Here is an 18398-nt window from a genome sequence, read left to right on the forward strand (position 1 = left end):
ACGGAAAAGAGTCGCGGGCAAGGGCTCAGGCCACTGCCCGCGCGGGGCCGGTGGCACGGCCGACCTACCCTGCGGTAGGAAAGCCGCGCCGCCAGGGTTTCAGAGTCCGGGCAGCTTGTAGCCCTTGAGCTGCTCGCGCAGCTTGGTCTTCAGGATCTTGCCGGTGGCGCCGATCGGGATCGCCTCGACGAAGATCACGTCGTCGGGGATCTGCCACTTGGCGGTCTTGCCTTCGTAGAACTTGATCAGCTCCTCGCGCGTGACCTCGGCACCGGGGCGCTTGACCACCGCCACCACCGGCCGCTCGTCCCACTTGGGATGGAACACGCCGATGCAGGCCGCCATGGCGATCGCCGGATGCGCGACCGCGATGTTCTCGATGTCGATCGAGCTGATCCATTCGCCGCCGGACTTGATCACGTCCTTGCTGCGGTCGGTGATCTGCAGGAAGCCGTCGGCGTCGATGGTCGCCACGTCGCCCGTGGGGAACCAGCCGCGGCCCTGCGCGTCGGGCACCAGCGGGTCGCCGCCCTCGGCCTTGAAGTACTCCTTGACGATCCACGGCCCCTTGACCAGCAGGTCGCCGTAGGCCTTGCCGTCCCAGGGCAGTTCCTTGCCGTCGCCGTCGACGATCTTCATGTCGACGCCGAAGATCGCCCGGCCCTGCTTGAGGCGGATCGCGTCCTGGGCCTCGGCCGGCATCGCCAGGTGCTTGTTCTTGAGCGTGCAGAGCGTGCCCAGCGGGCTCATCTCGGTCATGCCCCAGGCGTGCAGCACCTCGACGCCGTAGTCCTGCTGGAAGGCATGGATCATGGCCGGCGGGCAGGCCGAGCCGCCGATCACCGTGCGCTTGAGCGTCGAGAAGCGCAGGCCCGCGGGCTTCATGTGCGTGAGCAGCATCTGCCAGACGGTGGGCACGCCGGCGGCGTAGGTGACCTTCTCGGCCTCGATCAGTTCATAGACCGACTTGCCGTCGAGCGCCGGGCCGGGGAAGACCACCTTGGCGCCGGTCAGCGCGGCCGAGTACGGGATGCCCCAGGCGTTGACGTGGAACATCGGCACCACCGGCAGCACCGAATCGCGCGCCGACAGGCCCATGACGTCGGGCAAGGCGGCCGCATAGGCATGCAGGATGGTCGAGCGATGGCTGTAGAGCGCGGCCTTGGGGTTGCCCGTGGTGCCGCTGGTGTAGCACATGCTGGAAGCCGAGTTCTCGTCGAAGCTGGGCCAGGCGTAGTCGGTGGACTGGCCGCCGATCCAGGCCTCGTAGCTCACCAGGCCGGGGATGCCGCTGTCGGCCGGCAGCTTGTCGGCGTCGCACAGCGCGATCCACTTCTTCACCGTGGCGCACTTGGCATGCACCGCCTGCACCAGCGGCAGGAAGCTCAGGTCGAAGCACAGGATCTGGTCTTCGGCATGGTTGGCGATCCAGGCGATCTGCTCGGGGTGCAGGCGCGGGTTGATCGTGTGCAGCACGCGGCCCGAACCCGAAACCCCGTAGTAGAGCTCCAGGTGGCGGTAGCCGTTCCAGGCCAAGGTGGCGACACGGTCGCTGAACAGCAGGTTCTCGCTGTCCAGCGCGTTCGCCACCTGGCGCGAACGCCGGGCCACGTCGGCCCAGCTGTAGCGGTGGATGTCGCCTTCGACCCGCCGCGACACGATTTCGCCGTCGCCGTGGTGACGTTCGGCGAATTCGATCAGGGACGAAATCAACAACGGTTGGTCTTGCATCAAACCCAGCATCTACAAACTCCTGTGTGAAATAACTTTGAAAAGCTTACCGACCGCAGATTCACGCAAGCTTTCGAAGCTTCCACAATGACACAAACCCGCACTGGACGGCACGCTCAATTGGGCGCGGCGGCCACGGGCGTGATCTTCGCGTCCGACAGCGTGGCGTCGAGCCTCAACTGCGCCGGCCAGGGCGCCCAGTTCGCACCCAGCGCCGGCGTGTTCGGGTCGCCGTTGCGCATGAAGGCGCCGACGCTGGCCATGACCGCGTTCGACAGCGCGATCCGCCCGGGCTTGTTGACCTGGCTGAACTCGGCGTTGGTGAGCAGGGCCGGGCCGAAGTTGCCGAACACGAAGGCCAGGTCGAAGGCATGGGCCGCGCCGTAGACGTCGTTCCAGGGCGCCGGGGCCTTGTCCCAGTCGAAGCGGTAGTGCCAGATGTTCGACTGGTGCTTCTGCATCGCGCCCAGCAGGTTGTCGCGGTTGGCCTCGAACAGGCTGCGCGTGATCAGGCCGGTGGCCGCGTTGTAACCCGTCCCCGGCTTGTCTACCGGCAGGTAGGAAGGGTCGATGATGTCTTCCACGGTGAGCGTGGGCGCCGCATCCGGGTTGTAGTCGAACATCATCTTGAAGCGCTTGGCATCGTCGACGATCCAGCCCGCCTTGAAGCCCGGGATGCCGAGCGAACCGAGCAGGCCCGCGAAGAGCTTGCCTTCGTCGCGCGTGTTGCCCGTCAGGGCCGGCACCTGGATGTAGTTGCCGGCGTTGATGGCGCCGATCGGATCGGTCGGAATCACCTGGCCGTCGGGAATCGGGTTGGCGCTGTTCAGGCCCGCGGCCTGGACCACGCGCAGCAGCGCCTTGCCGTCCTGGGCGCGCAGGTAGTCGGCCACCTGGGCCGGGGTGCGGGTGGCGAGGTAGGTGCGCGCGGCCGCGGCGTCGACCGCGGTGCCGTCGGCGACCAGCAGCTTCTCGAGCAGGGTCTCGCCCTGCTTGGTCGAGGCCGGCGTCAGCGTGGGCAGCGTGCCGGCCGGCAGGTTGCTCGCCAGCGAGATGCCGCCGCTCATCTCGAAGACCTTGTGGAACAGCCCCTTGGCCATCGGCGAGGTCATGAGCGCCAGCAGGTTGGTGGCGCCGGCGGACTCGCCCGACAGCGTGACGTTGCCTGCATCGCCGCCGAAGGCCGCGGCGTTGGCCTGGATGTAGCGCAGCGCCGCCAGGATGTCGAGCAGCGCGAAGTTGCCCGAGTCGTCGCCCGCCGTGCCGCCAGGGCGCAGCTGCGGCACGTTCAGGAAGCCCAGCAGGCCGAGCCGGTAGTTGGTGGTGATCACCACCGCGTTGGCGGCCTTGGCCAGCGCCGCGCCGTCATACAGCGGGTCGGCCGTGTAGCCCGAGATGTTGCTGCCGCCGTGGACGAACAGCAGCACCGGCAGCTTCTGGTCGGTGGTGGCCGGGCGCCAGACGTTGACGTAGAGGCAGTCCTCGCTGCCCACCGGCTGGCCCAGCGTGGCGCCGATGGTCGCATCGTAGGTGTTGTTCTCGCCCGGGCCGAACAGCCGGCCGAGCTGCAGGCAGGCATTGCCGAATTTGGCGGCCGGGCGGATGCCGCTCCAGGCCTCGGGCTCGACCGGCGCGCGCCAGCGCAGGGCGCCGACCGGCGGCTTGGCGAAGGGCACGCCCTTCCAGGACCAGGTGCCGGTGCGGGCGCTGTCGTCCACGCCCTCGATCTTGCCGGCCGTGGTCTGGCGCACCATGGGGCCGTCGACCACGGGAGGCGGTTCGACGGTCGGGGGCGTGGTGGGCGAGGTCGTCGGCGCGGCCTGCGAGGCGCCGCCGGAACCGCCGCAGGCGGCCAGGACCAGGCAGGCCGTCGCCGCCAGGCTCGAAGCGAGCGCGCGTGCGCCCGCCGTTGTCTTTTTTGTCTCGTTCATTCTTGTTGTATCCACACCGGGTTAATCGGAATTTCTGGATCGGTGTCCGGTGACCCATACTGCGAAGCCATCGAACCCGTCAAAATTCTAGGAACGGTCGCCGTTTTCCCCGCTATCGCAAGCGAGCCAAAGCAATGACTTCAGGAGCCCAAATCTCTCGCCATCCGCGTCGGCCGCCGCGCCGTCCCGGCTGCGCGCAACAGCCAGAACTGCGCACCAGCTCGGCCGCCTGGCTCGAGGGCGTGCTGTCGATGTTCGAAGCCGAGGGACTGGACGTGCCCTCGCTGCTGCGCGATGCGGGTTTCGAGCCCGACTCGCTGCTGCGCCAGAACGCCCGCATCCCGGTCGACGAGATCACCGTGCTGTGGCAGCTCGCGCTGGCGCGCGCCGGCAAGACCACGCTGGGCCTGCACCGCGACCTCGCCGCCACCCACAGCAAGCTGGGCACGGTCGGCCATGCGATGGCCTGCAGCCCCGACCTGGGCGCGGCGCTGGCGCGGCTGGCCCGCTACATGGCGGTGATCTCCGACGCGACCGCCTTCTCGCTGCAATCCGACACGCGCGGCTGCTGGCTGGTGATGTCGCACAACGGCGGCAGCCTGCCGATCCCGCGCCAGCGGGTCGAGTACGCGCTGCTGACCACGCTGATGCAATGCCAGTGGCTCACGCGGCGCGAACTGCAGCCGCTGGCCATGGAATTCGTCTACCCCACGCCGCCCAGCGACCGGCTGCACCGCGAGGCCTTCGGCTGCGAGGTCGGCTTCAACGCGGTCGCCAACCGCATGCTGCTGTCGGAATCCGACATGACCATGCCGCTGCCCACCCACCATCCGGCGCTGGGCCAGATGCAGGAACACCTGCTCGACGACCAGCTGAGCCTGCTGGGCCAGACCACCACCAGCACCCTGGTGTGCGCCGAGATCGCGCGCCGCCTGCAGCAGGGCGAGCCGCGCCGCCAGGACGTGGCCGCCGGCCTGGGGCTGGCCGAACGCACGCTGCAGCGCCGGCTGCAGGAGGAATCGGTGTCCTACCAGTCGCTGCTCGACCGCACGCGCCGCGAACTCGCGCAGCAGTACCTGGCCGAAGACCGCCACACGCTGACCGACGTGGCCGACCTGCTGGGCTTCGTCGACAGCAGCAACTTCTTCCGGGCCTGCAAGCGCTGGTTCGGCCTGCCGCCCGCCCAGTACCGGGCGCGGATCTGGCACACGCCTTCGCTGAGCCATTGAGCCGCAGACCGGTCCCGGCCCAGGGTTTCACGCTCTGCCGGACAATCCGGGCATGAGCCTGCTTGCCGAAGACCTCGACCTCGCCGACCTGGGATTGCGCTGGAAACCCGGCTTCACCACCCTGGGCCCCGCCTTTTTCACCGCCCTGCGCCCCACCCCGCTGCCCGCGCCCTACTGGGTCGGCCACAGCGATGCGGTGGCGCGCATGCTCGGCCTGCCCGCCGGCTGGCGGCAGTCGGACAGCACCCTCGCGGCCCTGACCGGCAGCCTGCCGATCGCCGGCACCCAGCCCTACGCCACCGTCTACAGCGGCCACCAGTTCGGCGTCTGGGCCGGCCAGCTGGGCGACGGCCGCGCGATCGCGATCGGCGAGACCGAGGGCGGCCTGGAGATCCAGCTCAAGGGCGCCGGCCGCACGCCCTACTCGCGCGGCGGCGACGGCCGCGCCGTGCTGCGCTCGAGCATCCGCGAATTCCTCTGCAGCGAAGCCATGCAGGGCCTGGGCATCCCGACCACCCGCGCGCTCAGCGTGACCGGCTCCGACCAACCCGTGCGCCGCGAAACGCTGGAGACCGCCGCCGTGGTGGCGCGGGTCGCGCCCAGCTTCATCCGCTTCGGCCATTTCGAGCATTTCGCGGCCGCCGATCGCATCGACGAGCTGCGCGCGCTGGCCGACCATGTGATCGACCGTCACTACCCGGCCTGCCGCCACACCGAGCGCTTCGGCGGCAACGCCTACGCGGCCTTCCTCGAGGCCGTGAGCGAGCGCACCGCCGCGCTGCTGGCCCGGTGGCAGGCGGTGGGCTTCTGCCACGGCGTGATGAACACCGACAACATGAGCATCCTCGGGCTCACCATCGACTACGGCCCGTTCCAGTTCCTCGACGGCTTCGACCCGGCCCATATCTGCAACCACAGCGACACGCAGGGCCGCTACGCCTTCAACCAGCAGCCCAACGTGGCCTACTGGAACCTGTTCTGCCTGGCCCAGGCGCTGCTGCCGCTGATCGGCGACCAGGAATTGGCGATCGCCGCGCTCGAGTCGTACAAGACGGTCTTTCCGCGTGAATTCGACGCCCGCATGGGTGCCAAGCTGGGTCTTTCCGATGCCGGTGAAGCCGACCGGCCGCTGGTCGACGGCGTGCTGCGCGTGCTGGCGGCCGAGCGGACCGACTGGACGATCTTCTGGCGCCGGCTGTCCGAGGCCGTGGCCACGGGCGACCTGCAGCCGGTCCGCGACCTTTTCATCGACCCCGCGGGCATCGACGCCTGGCTCGCCACCTTCACGCCACGGCATGGCGGCCTGCCCTCGGCCGCGGCCGGCGCGGCGATGCGCGCGGTCAACCCGAAGTTCGTGCTGCGGAACCACCTGGGCCAGCAGGCGATCGAAGCGGCCGCGGCCAAGGACTTCTCGGGCGTCGCCACCTTGCTGAAACTGCTCGAAACCCCATTTGAAGAACACGCCGGCCACGACGCCCATGCCGGTTTCCCGCCCGACTGGGCCTCCACGATCGAAATCAGCTGCTCCTCATGACCTCCTCTTCCACCCCCAAGATCCAGAAGACCGATGCCGAATGGAAGGCGCTGCTGGCCGAGAAGGGCGCCGAGCGCGCCGCCTTCGAGGTCACGCGCCATGCCGCGACCGAGCGCCCCTTCACCGGCAAGTACGAAGCCCACTGGGAGGACGGCACCTACCACTGCGTGTGCTGCGGCGCCAAGCTGTTCGAGGCCGCGACCAAGTTCGACGCCGGCTGCGGCTGGCCCAGCTTCTCGGAAGAAGCCGTGCCCGGCGCCATCACCAACATCGTCGACCGCTCGCACGGCATGGTGCGCACCGAGAACGTCTGCACCCAGTGCGGCGCCCACCTCGGCCACGTGTTCCCGGACGGCCCCACGTCGACCGGGTTACGCTACTGCATGAATTCGGCGTCGCTGGATTTCGAACCCCGCAAGGACTGACGCCTCCCCGCTTCGCATGAAACTGATCCTCGACTTCTTCCCCATCCTGCTGTTCTTCGGCGCCTACAAGCTGGCCGACATCTATGTCGCGACCGCGGTGCTGATGGGCGCCACCGTGCTGCAGATGCTCATCACCTACGCCATCGAGCGCAAGCTGCAGACCATGCAGAAGGCCACGCTGGTGCTGATCCTGCTGTTCGGCACGCTGACGCTGGTGCTGCACGACGACCGCTTCATCAAGTGGAAGCCGACCGTGCTGTACGGCGCGATGGCGATCGCGCTGGCCGTGGCGCTGTGGGGCTTCCGCAAGAACGTCCTGCAGGCCATGCTGGGCGCGCAGCTGCAACTGCCGCACCGCATCTGGACGCATCTCAACGTCGCGTGGATCGCCTACTGCCTGTTCATGGCGGTCATCAACGGCTACGTCGCGCTCTACTTCAGCACGGAGGCCTGGGTCAACTTCAAGCTCTGGGGCTATGCCTTCCCGGTGGTGTTCCTGATCGCGCAGGGCCTCTACATCGCGCCCCACCTGAAATCCGAAGACACGCCCGCCGCATGACGCTCTACACCGCCGCCCAACTGGACGCGGTGCTGCGCGAAAAGCTGCAGCCCACGATGCTCGAAGTGATCGACGAAAGCGCCGCGCACGCGGGCCATGCGGGCGCCGGCGCCGAGGGCTACGGCACCCATTTCAGGGTCCGCATCGCCAGCCCCGAATTCGCCGGAAAGCCCCGCGTGGCGCGGCATCGGCTTGTGTATGATGCGCTGCACTTTTTCATCGCCGAGGGCGTTCACGCCATCGCCATCGAAACGCTCTGAGCCGCACGATTTCCTTCTTCGCGGACCGCCCTCTCCTACGGCGGCACGAGACAGCCCCTTTCACCACTGCGCTCTGCGCGATCTCACCCTGCGAGTCCTAAGGACCATCCCATGAAACAACCTACCCTGAAGACCCTGGCAGCAGCCCTCGTGCTGAGCGCAGCTTCCGTTGGCGCGTTCGCGCAAAACGTGGCGATCGTCAACGGCAAAGCCGTGCCCAAGGCCCGCATGGAAGTGCTCGCCCAGCAGCTGGCCGCCGCCGGCCGCCCCGTGACGCCGGAGATGGAACCGCAGCTGCGCGAGGAAGTCATCGCGCGCGAAGTGTTCATGCAGGAAGCGCAAAAGCAGAGCCTGGACGCCAGCGACGACTACCGCGCCCAGCTCGAACTCGCCCGCCAGGCCATCCTGATCCGCGCGCTGTTCGACAACTACCGCAAGACCCATCCGGTGACCGACGCCGACGTGCAGGCCGAGTACGACAAGTTCGTGGCGGCCAACGGCGGCAAGGAATACAAGGCGCGCCACATCCTGGTGGAAACCGAGGACGAGGCCAAGAAGATCATCGCCGACCTGAAGAAGGGCGCGAAGTTCGAGGACATCGCCAAGAAGCAGAGCAAGGACCCGGGATCGGGCGCCAACGGCGGCGACCTCGACTGGGCCAACCCCGCGAGCTTCGTGCCCGAGTTCTCGGAAGCGATGATCAAGCTGGGCAAGGGCGAGACCACGCCGGCCCCGATCAAGTCGCAGTTCGGCTACCACATCATCCGCGTCGACGACATCCGCCAGGCCGAGCTGCCCAAGATCGACGAAGTCAAGCCGCAGATCACGCAGCAGCTGCAGCAGCAACGCCTGCAGAAGTACCAGGAAGAGCTGCGCGCCAAGGCAAAAATCGAGTGATTGGCTCTCCCCCGAGGGCTCGCGCACTTCGTGTCGCTTCGCCTTCCCCCCAGGGGGCAACACCAGCGGCCCGGCAAAGCCGGTTCCGCGGTGTCCCTGGAATTTGAAAAGCGGCCTGCGGGCCGCTTTTTTCATGGACGAGCGGTGAGCGCTCAGCCCCAGACGACCGAACGCATCGAGATGGAGGCCGACTGGAAGTCGGCGTTGAAGAAGCGCGGCGCTTCCTTGCCGGCATCGACGGCGCCGGCCGCGTAGAGCAGCGGCAGGTAGTGCTCGTGCGTCGGGTGCGCCTGCTGCGCCACGGCGCCCAGCGACTGGAAGCGCGGCAGCGCGGCGAGCTCGCCCTTCTCCAGCTGCTCGGTCACGATGCCGTCGAAGGCATGGGCCCAGTCGTAGGCCTGGTCCGGCGCCGTGCCGCGGCGCGTCACGCGCAGGTTGTGCACCAGGTTGCCGCTGCCCACGATCAGCACGCCGCGCTCGCGCAAGGCCTTGAGCTGCCGGCCCAGCATCGCGTGCTCGGCCGGTGGGCGGCCGTAGTCCATGCTCAGCTGCACCACCGGGATCTGTGCCTGCGGGAACATGGGCTTGAGCACCGACCAGGTGCCGTGGTCGAAGCCCCATTCCCCGCGATCGAGCCCCAGGGCCGCGCCGCTCAGGGGCTGGCGCACGGCCTGCGCGATCTCCGCCGCCGCCGCCGGCGCACCGGGCGCCGGGAACTGCTGGTCGAACAGTTCCTGCGGGAAGCCGCCGAAGTCGTGGAGGGTCTTGGGCTTCGCCATCGCGGTGAGGAACCAGCCGCCCTGCGTGAGCCAGTGGGCCGAGACGCAGAGGATCAGTTGCGGCGTCGGGTACCTGCGGCCGAATTCCGCGCCCAGCGCCTGCCAGCTGCGCCGGTAGGCGTTGTCGCCGATCGCGTTCATCGGGCTGCCATGGCCGACGAACAGCACCGGCATGCGCGGCGAAGTCTTCAACGCACGGAAAGGCTCGGCCGACAGCGCGTCGGCCAGCGGAAGGACGGCGCCCAGGGCACCCACGAAGTCACGGCGATTCAGCATCGCGCGATCATCGGAGTGTCCGTGGGAGGACGCTGTGCGCCAGCGCACACGAATCGATGGAAGCCTGGCGCGAGGTCAGCCCACCCATTTCCGCGCATTGCGCCAGATCTGCATCCACGGGCTGAACCCGCTCTTGTCTTCCGAGGTCCAGCTCATCTGGATGTTGCGGAACACGCGCTCCGGATGCGGCATGACCGCGGTGAAGCGGCCGTCGGCGGTCGTGACCGAGGTCAGGCCGCCCGCGCTGCCGTTCGGGTTGAACGGGTACTGCTCGGTGGGCTGGCCGTGGTTGTCGACATAGCGCATGGCCGCGATGGCCTTCGAGGCGTCGCCGCGGTGCTTGAAGTTGGCATAGCCCTCGCCGTGCGCCACCGCGATCGGCAGGCGGCTGCCGGCCAGGCCGCCGAAGAAGATGCTCGGTGATTCCAGCACCTCGACCATCGCCAGGCGGGCCTCGAAACGCTCGCTCTGGTTGGTGGTGAAGCGCGGCCAGGCTTCGGCGCCCGGGATGATGTCGGCCAGTTCGGCGAACATCTGGCAGCCGTTGCACACGCCCAGGCCGAAGGTGTCGGCGCGGCCGAAAAAGGCCTGGAACTGGTCGGACAGGCGGGGGTTGAAGGTGATGCTGCGTGCCCAGCCGATGCCCGCGCCCAGCGTGTCGCCGTAGCTGAAGCCGCCGCACGCGACCACGCCCTGGAAGTCGGCCAGGTCGGCGCGGCCGGTCTGCAGGTCGGTCATGTGGACGTCGAAGGATTCGAAGCCGGCCTCGTTGAAGGCATAGGCCATCTCCACATGCGAGTTGACGCCCTGCTCGCGCAGGATCGCGACCTTGGGGCGCGACTGCAGGATCGCCGGCGCGGCCGGTTGCGCGTTCGGCAGGAACACGTGCAGGCCCGGGTTCGAGGGCTCGCCGGCCGCGGCATGCTCGGCGTCGGCGCAGGCCGGGTTGTCGCGCTCGCGCGCGATCTTCCAGCTGACCGAGTCCCAGACCTGGTGCAGGTCGTGCAGCGTGGCGCCGAACACCGACTTGGCATCGCGCCAGACTTCGATCTTGCCCTTGCCCACGTCCAGCGCCGAGGCCTCGGGGCGGGTCTTGCCGACGAAATGGCTGTGGGTGCTCAGGCCGTGGGCGCGCAGCAGCTGCATGACGTCGTTGCGGTCTGCCGTGCGCACCTGCAGCACCATGCCCAGCTCCTCGCTGAACAGCGCCTTGAGCGTGAGCTCCTCGCGCCGCGCGCTGACCTGCTGGGCCCAGTTCTTGGCGTCGCCGGTTTCCATGCGGCTGTCGGAGATGCCGTCGCCTTCGGTGACCAGCATGTCGACGTTGAGCGCCACGCCGACCTGGCCCGCGAAGGCCATCTCGCAGGCGGCGGCGAACAGGCCGCCGTCGCTGCGGTCGTGCAGCGCGAGGATCCTGCCCTCGGCGCGCAGTGCGTTCACCGCCTTGACCAGGTTCACCAGGTCTTCGGGATGGTCGAGGTCGGGCACGGTGTCGCCGCTCTGGCCCAGGGTCTGCGCCAGGATGCTGCCGGCCATGCGGTGCTGGCCGCGGCCCAGGTCGATCAGCACCAGCGTGGTGTCGGCCTCGTCGCGGTTCAATTGCGGCGTGAGCGTGCCCCGCACGTCGGCCAGCGTGGCGAAGGCGGTCACGATCAGGCTCACCGGCGAGCTGACCTTCTTCTTCTCGGCGCCGTCCGACCATTGCGTGCGCATCGACAGCGAATCCTTGCCCACCGGGATCGAGATGCCCAGCGCCGGGCACAGCTCGAGGCCGACCGCCTTCACGGTCTCGTAGAGCGCGGCGTCCTCGCCGGCCTCGCCGCAGGCCGCCATCCAGTTGGCCGAGAGCTTGACGCGCGAGAGTTCGATCGGCGCGGCCAGCAGGTTGGTGATGGCCTCGGCCACCGCCATGCGGCCCGAGGCCGGCGCGTCGAGCGCGGCCAGCGGCGTGCGCTCGCCCATGCTCATGGCCTCACCCGCGAAGCCGGCGTAGTCGGCCAGCGTGACGGCGCAATCGGCCACCGGCACCTGCCACGGGCCGACCATCTGGTCGCGGTGGCTCAGGCCGCCCACGGTGCGGTCGCCGATGGTGATCAGGAAGCGCTTGGAGGCCACGGTCGGGTGCGAGAGCACGTCGATGGCGGCCTTCTGCAGCGACACGCCGGTCAGGTCGAGCGGCTTGAACTTGCGCGCGACGGTCTTCACGTCGCGCAGCATCTTGGGCGGCTTGCCCAAAAGGACGTCCATCGGCATGTCGACGGGCTGGGCGTCTGCGCCCTCGTCCGCCACCAGCAGCTGGCGCGCCTCCGTCGCCACGCCCACCACCGAGAACGGGCAGCGCTCGCGCTCGCAGAAGGCCTTGAACTGTTCGAGCGATTCGGGCGCGATGGCCAGCACGTAGCGCTCCTGGCTCTCGTTGCACCAGATTTCCTTGGGCGCCATGCCCGACTCTTCCAGCGGCACCGCGCGCAGGTCGAAGCGCGCGCCGCGGCCCGCGTCGTTGGTGAGCTCGGGGAAGGCATTGCTCAGGCCGCCCGCGCCCACGTCGTGGATCGCCAGGATCGGGTTGGCCGCGCCCTGCTGCCAGCAGTGGTTGATGACCTCCTGCGCACGGCGTTCGATCTCGGGGTTGCCGCGCTGCACCGAATCGAAGTCGAGCTCGGCCGCGTTGGCGCCGGTGGCCATCGAGCTGGCGGCGCTGCCGCCCATGCCGATGCGCATGCCGGGGCCGCCCAGCTGGATCAGCAGCGAGCCCGCGGGGAACAGGATCTTCTTCGTCTGCGTGGCGTCGATGCTGCCCAGGCCGCCCGCGATCATGATGGGCTTGTGGTAGCCGCGCTGCACGGTGTCGGCATCGCTCTCGATGGCCTGCTCGTACTCGCGGAAGTAGCCCAGCAGGTTGGGCCGGCCGAATTCGTTGTTGAAGGCGGCGCCGCCCAGCGGACCCTCAGTCATGATCTGCAGCGGGCTCGCGATATGGGCGGGCTTGCCGTAGTGGCCTGCTTCGGGCCAGAGCTTGGAGACGGTGAAGCCGGTCAGGCCGGCCTTGGGCTTGGAGCCGCGGCCGGTCGCGCCCTCGTCGCGGATCTCGCCGCCGGCGCCGGTCGAGGCGCCGGGGAAGGGCGAGATGGCGGTCGGATGGTTGTGGGTCTCGACCTTCATCAGCACGTGGCTCAGCGCGCTTTCCTTGTCGTAGCGCGCGCCGTTCGCGTCGGCACGCGCCACGAAGCGCTCGATCTGCTGGCCTTCCATGATCGACGCGTTGTCGGCATAGGCCACCACGGTGTGCTGCGGGTTCTGCTTCTCGGTGTGGCGGATCATGCCGAACAGGCTGATCGGCTGCGGCTGGCCGTCGATCACGAAGTCGGCGTTGAAGATCTTGTGGCGGCAGTGCTCGCTGTTGGCCTGCGCGAACATCATGAGTTCGACGTCGCTGGGGTTGCGGCCCAGCTTGGTGAAGGCCGCGACCAGGTAGTCGATCTCGTCCTCGGCCAGCGCCAGGCCGAAGGTGGTGTTGGCCGAAACCAATGCCGAGCGGCCGCCGCCCAGCACGTCGACCTGCACCATCGGCTGCGCATCGAGCTCGGCGAACAGCGCCGCGGCGCCGTCGAGGCCGGGCAGCACCGATTCGGTCATGCGGTCGTGCAGCAGGCCGGCCACGGCCAGCAGCTTCTCGCCTTCGAGCACCGGCGCCTTGCCGATCAGCGGCGACTTCAGGCTCAGGTGGTACTGCACCACGCGCTCGACGCGGCGCAGCGCCAGGCCGCAGTTGTGGGCGATGTCGGTGGCCTTGGAGGCCCAGGGCGACACGGTGCCCAGGCGCGGCGTGACCACCAGTTCGGTCGCGCTCTTGGGCGCCGCGAAGGGCTCGCCGTAGCTCAGCAGGGCCGCGAAGCGCTCGCGCGCGGCGGTGTCCGGGGCGGCATCGGTCACGACCAGGTGGACGAAGCGGGCCGCGATGGCCTCGATCTTCGGCTCGACGGCCTGCAGCCGGGGCAGCAGCTGGCGCGCGCGGAAGTCGCTGAGCGCGCTGCCGCCCTCGAACACGGTCACGACGGGTTGGGCGGTGTGGGATGGCTGCGTCACGGTCGGAAGGGCTGGCGGGGGCCGGCTGGGCTGGTTGTGATGGAAGAAAAAGGAGAAAACGCGCTGGAGGGCCGCTGACTGGGGCCCTCCGTGGAAACCCGGGATTTTAGGGCACCGGCGAGAGGGCATCCGCCCGAGCGCCGGCCTGCCACGATGGCGGATGGGATAATTGGTTGATGAGCATTACCTATCACGACGCGGCAGGCATTGCGGCCATGCGCGCAGTCGGCCGCCTGACCTCGGAGGTGCTGGACTACCTCACCCCGTTCATCAAGCCCGGCATCACCACGAACGACATCGACCGGCTCGCCTCGGAGTACATGGTCCAGCAGGGCACCACCTCGGCCACGGTGGGCTACCTGGGCGCCAGCTCGGTGCCCTTCCCCAAGTCGCTGTGCACCTCGGTCAACCATGTGGTGTGCCACGGCATCCCGAACGACAAGCCTTTGAAGAAGGGCGACATCATGAACATCGATGTCACCGTCATCAAGGACGGCTGGTTCGGCGACAACAGCCGGATGTTCGTGGTCGGCGAGGCCTCGATCGCGGCCAAGCGGCTCTGTTCGGTGACCTACGAGGCGATGTGGCACGGCATCCTGCAGGTGCGCCCCGGCGCGCATCTGGGCGACGTGGGCCACGCGATCCAGAAATACGCCGAAGCCCAGGGCTACTCGGTGGTGCGCGAGTTCTGCGGCCACGGCGTGGGCCAGAAGTTCCACGAGGAGCCGCAGGTGCTGCACTACGGCCGCCCGGGCACCATGGAAGAACTCAAGCCCGGCATGATCTTCACCATCGAGCCGATGATCAACGCCGGCAAGCGCGACATCAAGGAAGACGCCAAGGGCGGCCAGTACGACGGCTGGACCATCGTCACGCGCGACCATTCGCTGTCGGCCCAGTGGGAGCACAGCGTGCTGGTGACCGAGACCGGCTACGAGGTGCTGACGCTGTCGGCGGGCAGCCCGCTGCTGCCGTCCTTCGTCACCGCGACGGCCACCTGATCCCCGGGGAGACGCGCACGTGATCGAAGTCGCCAACACGGTCGACGTGGCGTCCTTGCGCGAGGCCCATCGCGCGCAGAAGCTCGCGCTCTTCGACACGCTGCGCCACGGCCATGCGCCCACGCGCAGCGTCCATGCCACGCTGCGCCAGTTCTCGGCGCTCGCCGACGAAACGCTGAGCACGCTCTGGAACGACGCCGGCTTCGGCAACGACCTGGCGCTGGTCGCGGTCGGCGGCTTCGGCCGCGGCGAGCTGTTCCCCTACTCCGACGTCGACGTGCTGCTGCTGTTGCCGGAGGTGCATGCCAGCAACGTCGACCCGACGCGGCTCGAAGCCTTCATCGGCCGCTGCTGGGATGCGGGCCTGGAGATCGGCTCCAGCGTGCGCACGCTGGAGGAGTGCCTGGACGAGGCCGCGAAGGACGTCACGGTCCAGACCTCGCTGCTCGAATCGCGCCTGATCATCGGCGACAAGAAGCTCTACGCAGCCTTCCGCAAGCGCTTCTGCGCGGCCATCGACCCGCAGGCCTTCTTCGCCGCCAAGTCGCAGGAGATGCGTCACCGGCACCAGAAGTTCGACGACACGCCCTATGCGCTCGAGCCCAACTGCAAGGAATCGCCGGGCGGGCTGCGCGACCTGCAGACCGTGCTCTGGATGACCAAGGCCGCGGGCTTCGGCAAGCGCTGGGAAGACCTGGCGAAGAACGGCCTGGCCACCGCCTTCGAAGTGCAGCAGATCAAGCGCAACGAGGCGCTGCTGAGCCTGATCCGCGCGCGCCTGCACGTCACGGCCAACCGGCGCGAGGACCGGCTGGTGTTCGACCTGCAGACCGCCGTGGCCGCGACCTTCGGCTACGAGGCCCTGTCGCAGCGCAAGGCCAGCGAGGCGCTGATGCGGCGCTACTACTGGGCCGCCAAGGCGGTCACGCAGCTGAGCCAGATCCTGCTGCTCAACATCGGCGAGCGGCTCAAGCCGCAGGCCGAGGAGCCGACCCGCATCAACGAGCGCTTCTTCGAGAAGGCCGGGATGATCGAGGTGGCCAGCGACGACCTCTACCTCAAGGAACCGCACGCGGTCCTCGAGACCTTCCTGCTCTACCAGAAGACCATCGGCGTGAAGGGCCTGTCGGCGCGCACGCTGCGCGCGCTCTACAACGCCCGCTCGGTGATGGACGCCAGGTTCCGCAACGACCCCGCGAACCACGCGACCTTCATGCGCATCCTGCAGCAGCCGCGCGGCATCACGCACGCCTTCCGGCTGATGAACCAGACCTCGGTGCTGGGGCGCTACCTGCGGCCCTTCCGCAGCATCGTGGGCCAGATGCAGCACGACCTGTTCCATGTCTACACGGTCGACCAGCACATCCTGATGGTGCTGCGCAACGTGCGGCGCTTCTTCATCGCCGAGCACGCGCACGAGTACCCCTTCTGCTCGCAACTCGCGGCCGGCTGGGACAAGCCCTGGATGCTCTACGTGGCAGCGCTGTTCCACGACATCGCCAAGGGCCGCGGCGGCGACCACTCGACGCTGGGCGCGCGCGACGTGCAGCGCTTCTGCCGGCTGCATGCGGTGAGCCGCGAAGACAGCAAGCTGATCGAGTTCCTGGTCACCGAGCACCTGACCATGAGCACCGTGGCGCAGAAGCAGGACCTGAGCGACCCCGAGGTGATCGCGGCCTTCGCCAAGCGCGTGGGCAGCGAGCGCTACCTGACCGCGCTGTACCTGCTGACCATCGCCGACATCCGCGGCACCTCGCCGCGCGTCTGGAACGCCTGGAAGGGCAAGCTGCTCGAAGACCTCTACCGCGCCACCTCGCGCGCGCTGGGCGGCCACCTGCCCGACCCCGACGCCGAGATCGAGGCCCGCAAGCGCGAGGCGCTGGTGCAGCTGGCGCTGCACGCCATGCCCTTCGAGGTGCACAAGGGCCTGTGGGAGACGCTGGACGTGGGCTACTTCATGCGCCACGACGCCTCGGAGATCGCCTGGCACACCAAACAGCTGTCGCGCCACGTGCCGCACAAGGGCGTGCCGGTCGACCCGAAGGCGCCGCCGATCGTGCGCGCCCGGCTGTCGCCGGTGGGCGAAGGCCTGCAGGTGGTGGTCTACACGCCCGACCAGCGCGACCTGTTCGCGCGCATCTGCGGCTACTTCGATCAATCGTCATTCAGCATTCTCGACGCCAAGATCCACACCGCCACCAACGGCTACGCGCTCGACACCTTCCAGATCGTCACCGCCTACGCGCCCGAGCACTACCGCGACCTGATCAGCATGGTCGAGACCGGCCTGACCAAAACGCTGGCCGAGGCCGGCCCGCTGCCGGCCCCGAGCATGGGCCGGGTGTCGCGCCGCGTGCGCAGCTTCCCGATCCAGCCGCGCATCAGCCTGATCCCCGACGACAAGGCCCAGCGCTGGCTGCTGAGCATCTCGGCCAGCGACCGCGCGGGCCTGCTCTACTCGGTGGCGCGGGTGCTGGCCCGGCACCAGCTGAACCTGCAGCTGGCCAAGGTCACGACCCTGGGCGAACGGGTGGAAGACACCTTCCTGCTCAGCGGGCCCGAGCTGCAGGGGCAGCGCGCGCAGCTCGCGATCGAGACCGAGCTGATCGAGGCGCTGTCGGCCTAGGCCCGGTTGCCCGCGCCCAGCCGCCGCTCGAGCCAGGCGCTGTAGCGCGACAGGCCGAAGCACATCACCCAGTACACCAGCGCGAGGAACAGGTAGCCCTCGAGGTAGAAGGGCCGCCAGGTCGGGTCGCCGCCCAGCGCCAGGCCCAGCGCACCGGTGAGCTCGAACAGGCCGACCACGGTGACCAGCGAGGTGTCCTTGAGCGTGCCCACCACGTTGTTGGTCAGCGCCGGCACCACCAGCCGCAGCGCCTGCGGCAGCACGATGTCGCGCTGCACCGGCCAGCGGCCGAAGCCCAGCGCGACCGCGGCATCGGTCTGGCCGCGCGGCACGGCCTGCAGGCCGCCGCGGATGATCTCGGCCAGGTAGGCCGCGACGAAGAGCGACAGCCCCGCGAGCACGCGCACCAGCACGTCGGGCTGCCAGCCCGCGGGCCACAGCAGCGGCAGCAGGAAGGAAGCCATGAACAGCACCGAGATCAGCGGCACGCCGCGCACCAACTCGATGTAGGTGGCGCACAGCGCGCGCGCCGCGGGCCATTGCGAGCGCCGCCCGAGCGCGAGCAGCAGGGCCAGCGGGAAGGCCATCGCGAGCCCCACCACCGCGAGGCCGATGGTCAGCGGCAGGCCGCCCCAACGGTTGGTCGGCACGTAGGCCAGGCCGGCCACGCCGCCGCGCATCAGCAGCACGAAAAGCGCCAGCGCCACCACCCACAGCGGCAGCAGCCACCAGCGCCAGCTGCGCGGCCAGGCGCTCAGCAGCGTCACCGCCGACAGCACGACGACGGCCACGGCCGGCCGCCACTGCGCCTCGTAGGGGTAGCGGCCGAACAGCATCGGCCGCCACTTCTCGGCCACCACGCCCCAGCAGGCGCCATGGCGCACCGCGCGGCAGGCCTCGGCGTCGGCCCGGAACACCGCATGCAGCACGGCCCAGTCGAAGGCGTGCATGGCGGCCCAGCCGATGGCCAGCAGCAGCAGCACCGAGGCCAGCGCGCGCCAGGGCGAGCCGAACAGTTCGGCGGTCCAGCGCTTCGAGGCGCTGGCCAATGGCGGCGGCGCCAT

The 18398-nt window shown here is 69.0% G+C and carries 13 protein-coding genes; 8 read left to right on the plus strand and 5 right to left on the minus strand.

What is annotated here, in order from left to right; all coding sequences use genetic code 11:
- Positions 1–99 precede the first annotated feature (99 nt).
- Positions 100–1743 (minus strand): 3-(methylthio)propionyl-CoA ligase, encoded by a 1644-nt coding sequence (locus QTI20_RS17190; protein WP_286552610.1) that lies wholly within the window; start codon positions 1741–1743, stop codon positions 100–102.
- A 104-nt stretch (positions 1744–1847) separates the two neighbouring features.
- On the minus strand, positions 1848–3662 hold the full coding sequence (locus QTI20_RS17195; RefSeq protein WP_286552612.1) for a carboxylesterase/lipase family protein: 1815 nt from the start codon (positions 3660–3662) through the stop codon (positions 1848–1850).
- A gap of 134 nt (positions 3663–3796) precedes the next feature.
- Between QTI20_RS17195 and QTI20_RS17200 the strand changes: the two genes are divergently transcribed.
- The 6 genes from QTI20_RS17200 to QTI20_RS17225 all read left to right on the plus strand — a co-directional run bounded on the left by QTI20_RS17200 (position 3797) and on the right by QTI20_RS17225 (position 8566).
- Positions 3797–4891, plus strand: a complete 1095-nt coding sequence (locus QTI20_RS17200) for an AraC family transcriptional regulator (protein ID WP_286552614.1) — start codon at positions 3797–3799, stop codon at positions 4889–4891.
- Positions 4892–4943: 52 nt separating this feature from the next.
- The gene (locus QTI20_RS17205) at positions 4944–6425 is read left to right on the plus strand and encodes a protein adenylyltransferase SelO (protein WP_286552615.1); all 1482 of its coding nucleotides are present in this window, start codon (positions 4944–4946) and stop codon (positions 6423–6425) included.
- Complete coding sequence (gene msrB / locus QTI20_RS17210; RefSeq protein WP_286552617.1) at positions 6422–6850, plus strand: peptide-methionine (R)-S-oxide reductase MsrB; 429 nt, start codon at positions 6422–6424, stop codon at positions 6848–6850. The genes QTI20_RS17205 and msrB overlap by 4 nt, the downstream gene beginning before the upstream one ends.
- Before the next feature lie 16 nt (positions 6851–6866).
- The gene (locus QTI20_RS17215) at positions 6867–7409 is read left to right on the plus strand and encodes a septation protein A (RefSeq protein WP_183029331.1); all 543 of its coding nucleotides are present in this window, start codon (positions 6867–6869) and stop codon (positions 7407–7409) included.
- Positions 7406–7669, plus strand: coding sequence for a BolA family protein (locus QTI20_RS17220; RefSeq protein ID WP_286552619.1), 264 nt, complete (start codon positions 7406–7408; stop codon positions 7667–7669). The genes QTI20_RS17215 and QTI20_RS17220 overlap by 4 nt, the downstream gene beginning before the upstream one ends.
- Before the next feature lie 111 nt (positions 7670–7780).
- Positions 7781–8566, plus strand: coding sequence for a foldase protein PrsA (locus QTI20_RS17225; RefSeq protein WP_183029329.1), 786 nt, complete (start codon positions 7781–7783; stop codon positions 8564–8566).
- Between the two features lie 152 nt (positions 8567–8718).
- Here the strand turns inward: QTI20_RS17225 and ygiD are convergent, their stop codons facing one another.
- Both ygiD and purL read right to left on the minus strand, forming a co-directional pair.
- Positions 8719–9621: a 4,5-DOPA-extradiol-dioxygenase gene (ygiD, locus tag QTI20_RS17230; RefSeq protein ID WP_286552622.1), complete on the minus strand. Its 903-nt coding sequence runs from the start codon at positions 9619–9621 to the stop codon at positions 8719–8721.
- A 75-nt stretch (positions 9622–9696) separates the two neighbouring features.
- Complete coding sequence (gene purL, locus QTI20_RS17235) at positions 9697–13707, minus strand: phosphoribosylformylglycinamidine synthase (protein WP_286552623.1); 4011 nt, start codon at positions 13705–13707, stop codon at positions 9697–9699.
- Positions 13708–13883: 176 nt separating this feature from the next.
- On the opposite strand from purL, the gene map reads away from it, so the two are divergent.
- Together map and QTI20_RS17245 are read left to right on the plus strand one after the other, a co-directional pair.
- Complete coding sequence (gene map / locus QTI20_RS17240) at positions 13884–14708, plus strand: type I methionyl aminopeptidase (protein ID WP_286552625.1); 825 nt, start codon at positions 13884–13886, stop codon at positions 14706–14708.
- 19 nt (positions 14709–14727) lie between these two features.
- Positions 14728–17334, plus strand: coding sequence for a [protein-PII] uridylyltransferase (locus QTI20_RS17245; RefSeq protein WP_286552626.1), 2607 nt, complete (start codon positions 14728–14730; stop codon positions 17332–17334).
- On the opposite strand, the gene QTI20_RS17250 is transcribed toward QTI20_RS17245, so the two are convergent.
- Entirely contained in the window at positions 17331–18398 is a 1068-nt protein-coding gene (locus tag QTI20_RS17250) for an amino acid ABC transporter permease (RefSeq protein WP_286574228.1), read from the minus strand. The genes QTI20_RS17245 and QTI20_RS17250 overlap by 4 nt on opposite strands.

The organism is Variovorax sp. J2P1-31 (assembly GCF_030317215.1).
GTDB lineage: Bacteria > Pseudomonadota > Gammaproteobacteria > Burkholderiales > Burkholderiaceae_C > Variovorax.

What these genes read in the sequence shown, in the direction of transcription:
- QTI20_RS17205 (WP_286552615.1), top strand. Translation starts at nt 4,944, where the DNA reads ATGAGCCTGCTTGCCGAAGACCTCGACCTCGCCGACCTGGGATTGCGC.
- QTI20_RS17200 (WP_286552614.1), top strand. Translation starts at nt 3,797, where the DNA reads ATGACTTCAGGAGCCCAAATCTCTCGCCATCCGCGTCGGCCGCCGCGC.
- msrB (WP_286552617.1), top strand. Translation starts at nt 6,422, where the DNA reads ATGACCTCCTCTTCCACCCCCAAGATCCAGAAGACCGATGCCGAATGG.
- QTI20_RS17250 (WP_286574228.1), bottom strand. Translation starts at nt 18,398, where the DNA reads ATGGCGCCGCCGCCATTGGCCAGCGCCTCGAAGCGCTGGACCGCCGAA.
- map (WP_286552625.1), top strand. Translation starts at nt 13,884, where the DNA reads ATGAGCATTACCTATCACGACGCGGCAGGCATTGCGGCCATGCGCGCA.
- ygiD (WP_286552622.1), bottom strand. Translation starts at nt 9,621, where the DNA reads ATGCTGAATCGCCGTGACTTCGTGGGTGCCCTGGGCGCCGTCCTTCCG.
- QTI20_RS17195 (WP_286552612.1), bottom strand. Translation starts at nt 3,662, where the DNA reads ATGAACGAGACAAAAAAGACAACGGCGGGCGCACGCGCGCTCGCTTCG.
- QTI20_RS17220 (WP_286552619.1), top strand. Translation starts at nt 7,406, where the DNA reads ATGACGCTCTACACCGCCGCCCAACTGGACGCGGTGCTGCGCGAAAAG.
- QTI20_RS17190 (WP_286552610.1), bottom strand. Translation starts at nt 1,743, where the DNA reads ATGCTGGGTTTGATGCAAGACCAACCGTTGTTGATTTCGTCCCTGATC.
- QTI20_RS17215 (WP_183029331.1), top strand. Translation starts at nt 6,867, where the DNA reads ATGAAACTGATCCTCGACTTCTTCCCCATCCTGCTGTTCTTCGGCGCC.
- QTI20_RS17225 (WP_183029329.1), top strand. Translation starts at nt 7,781, where the DNA reads ATGAAACAACCTACCCTGAAGACCCTGGCAGCAGCCCTCGTGCTGAGC.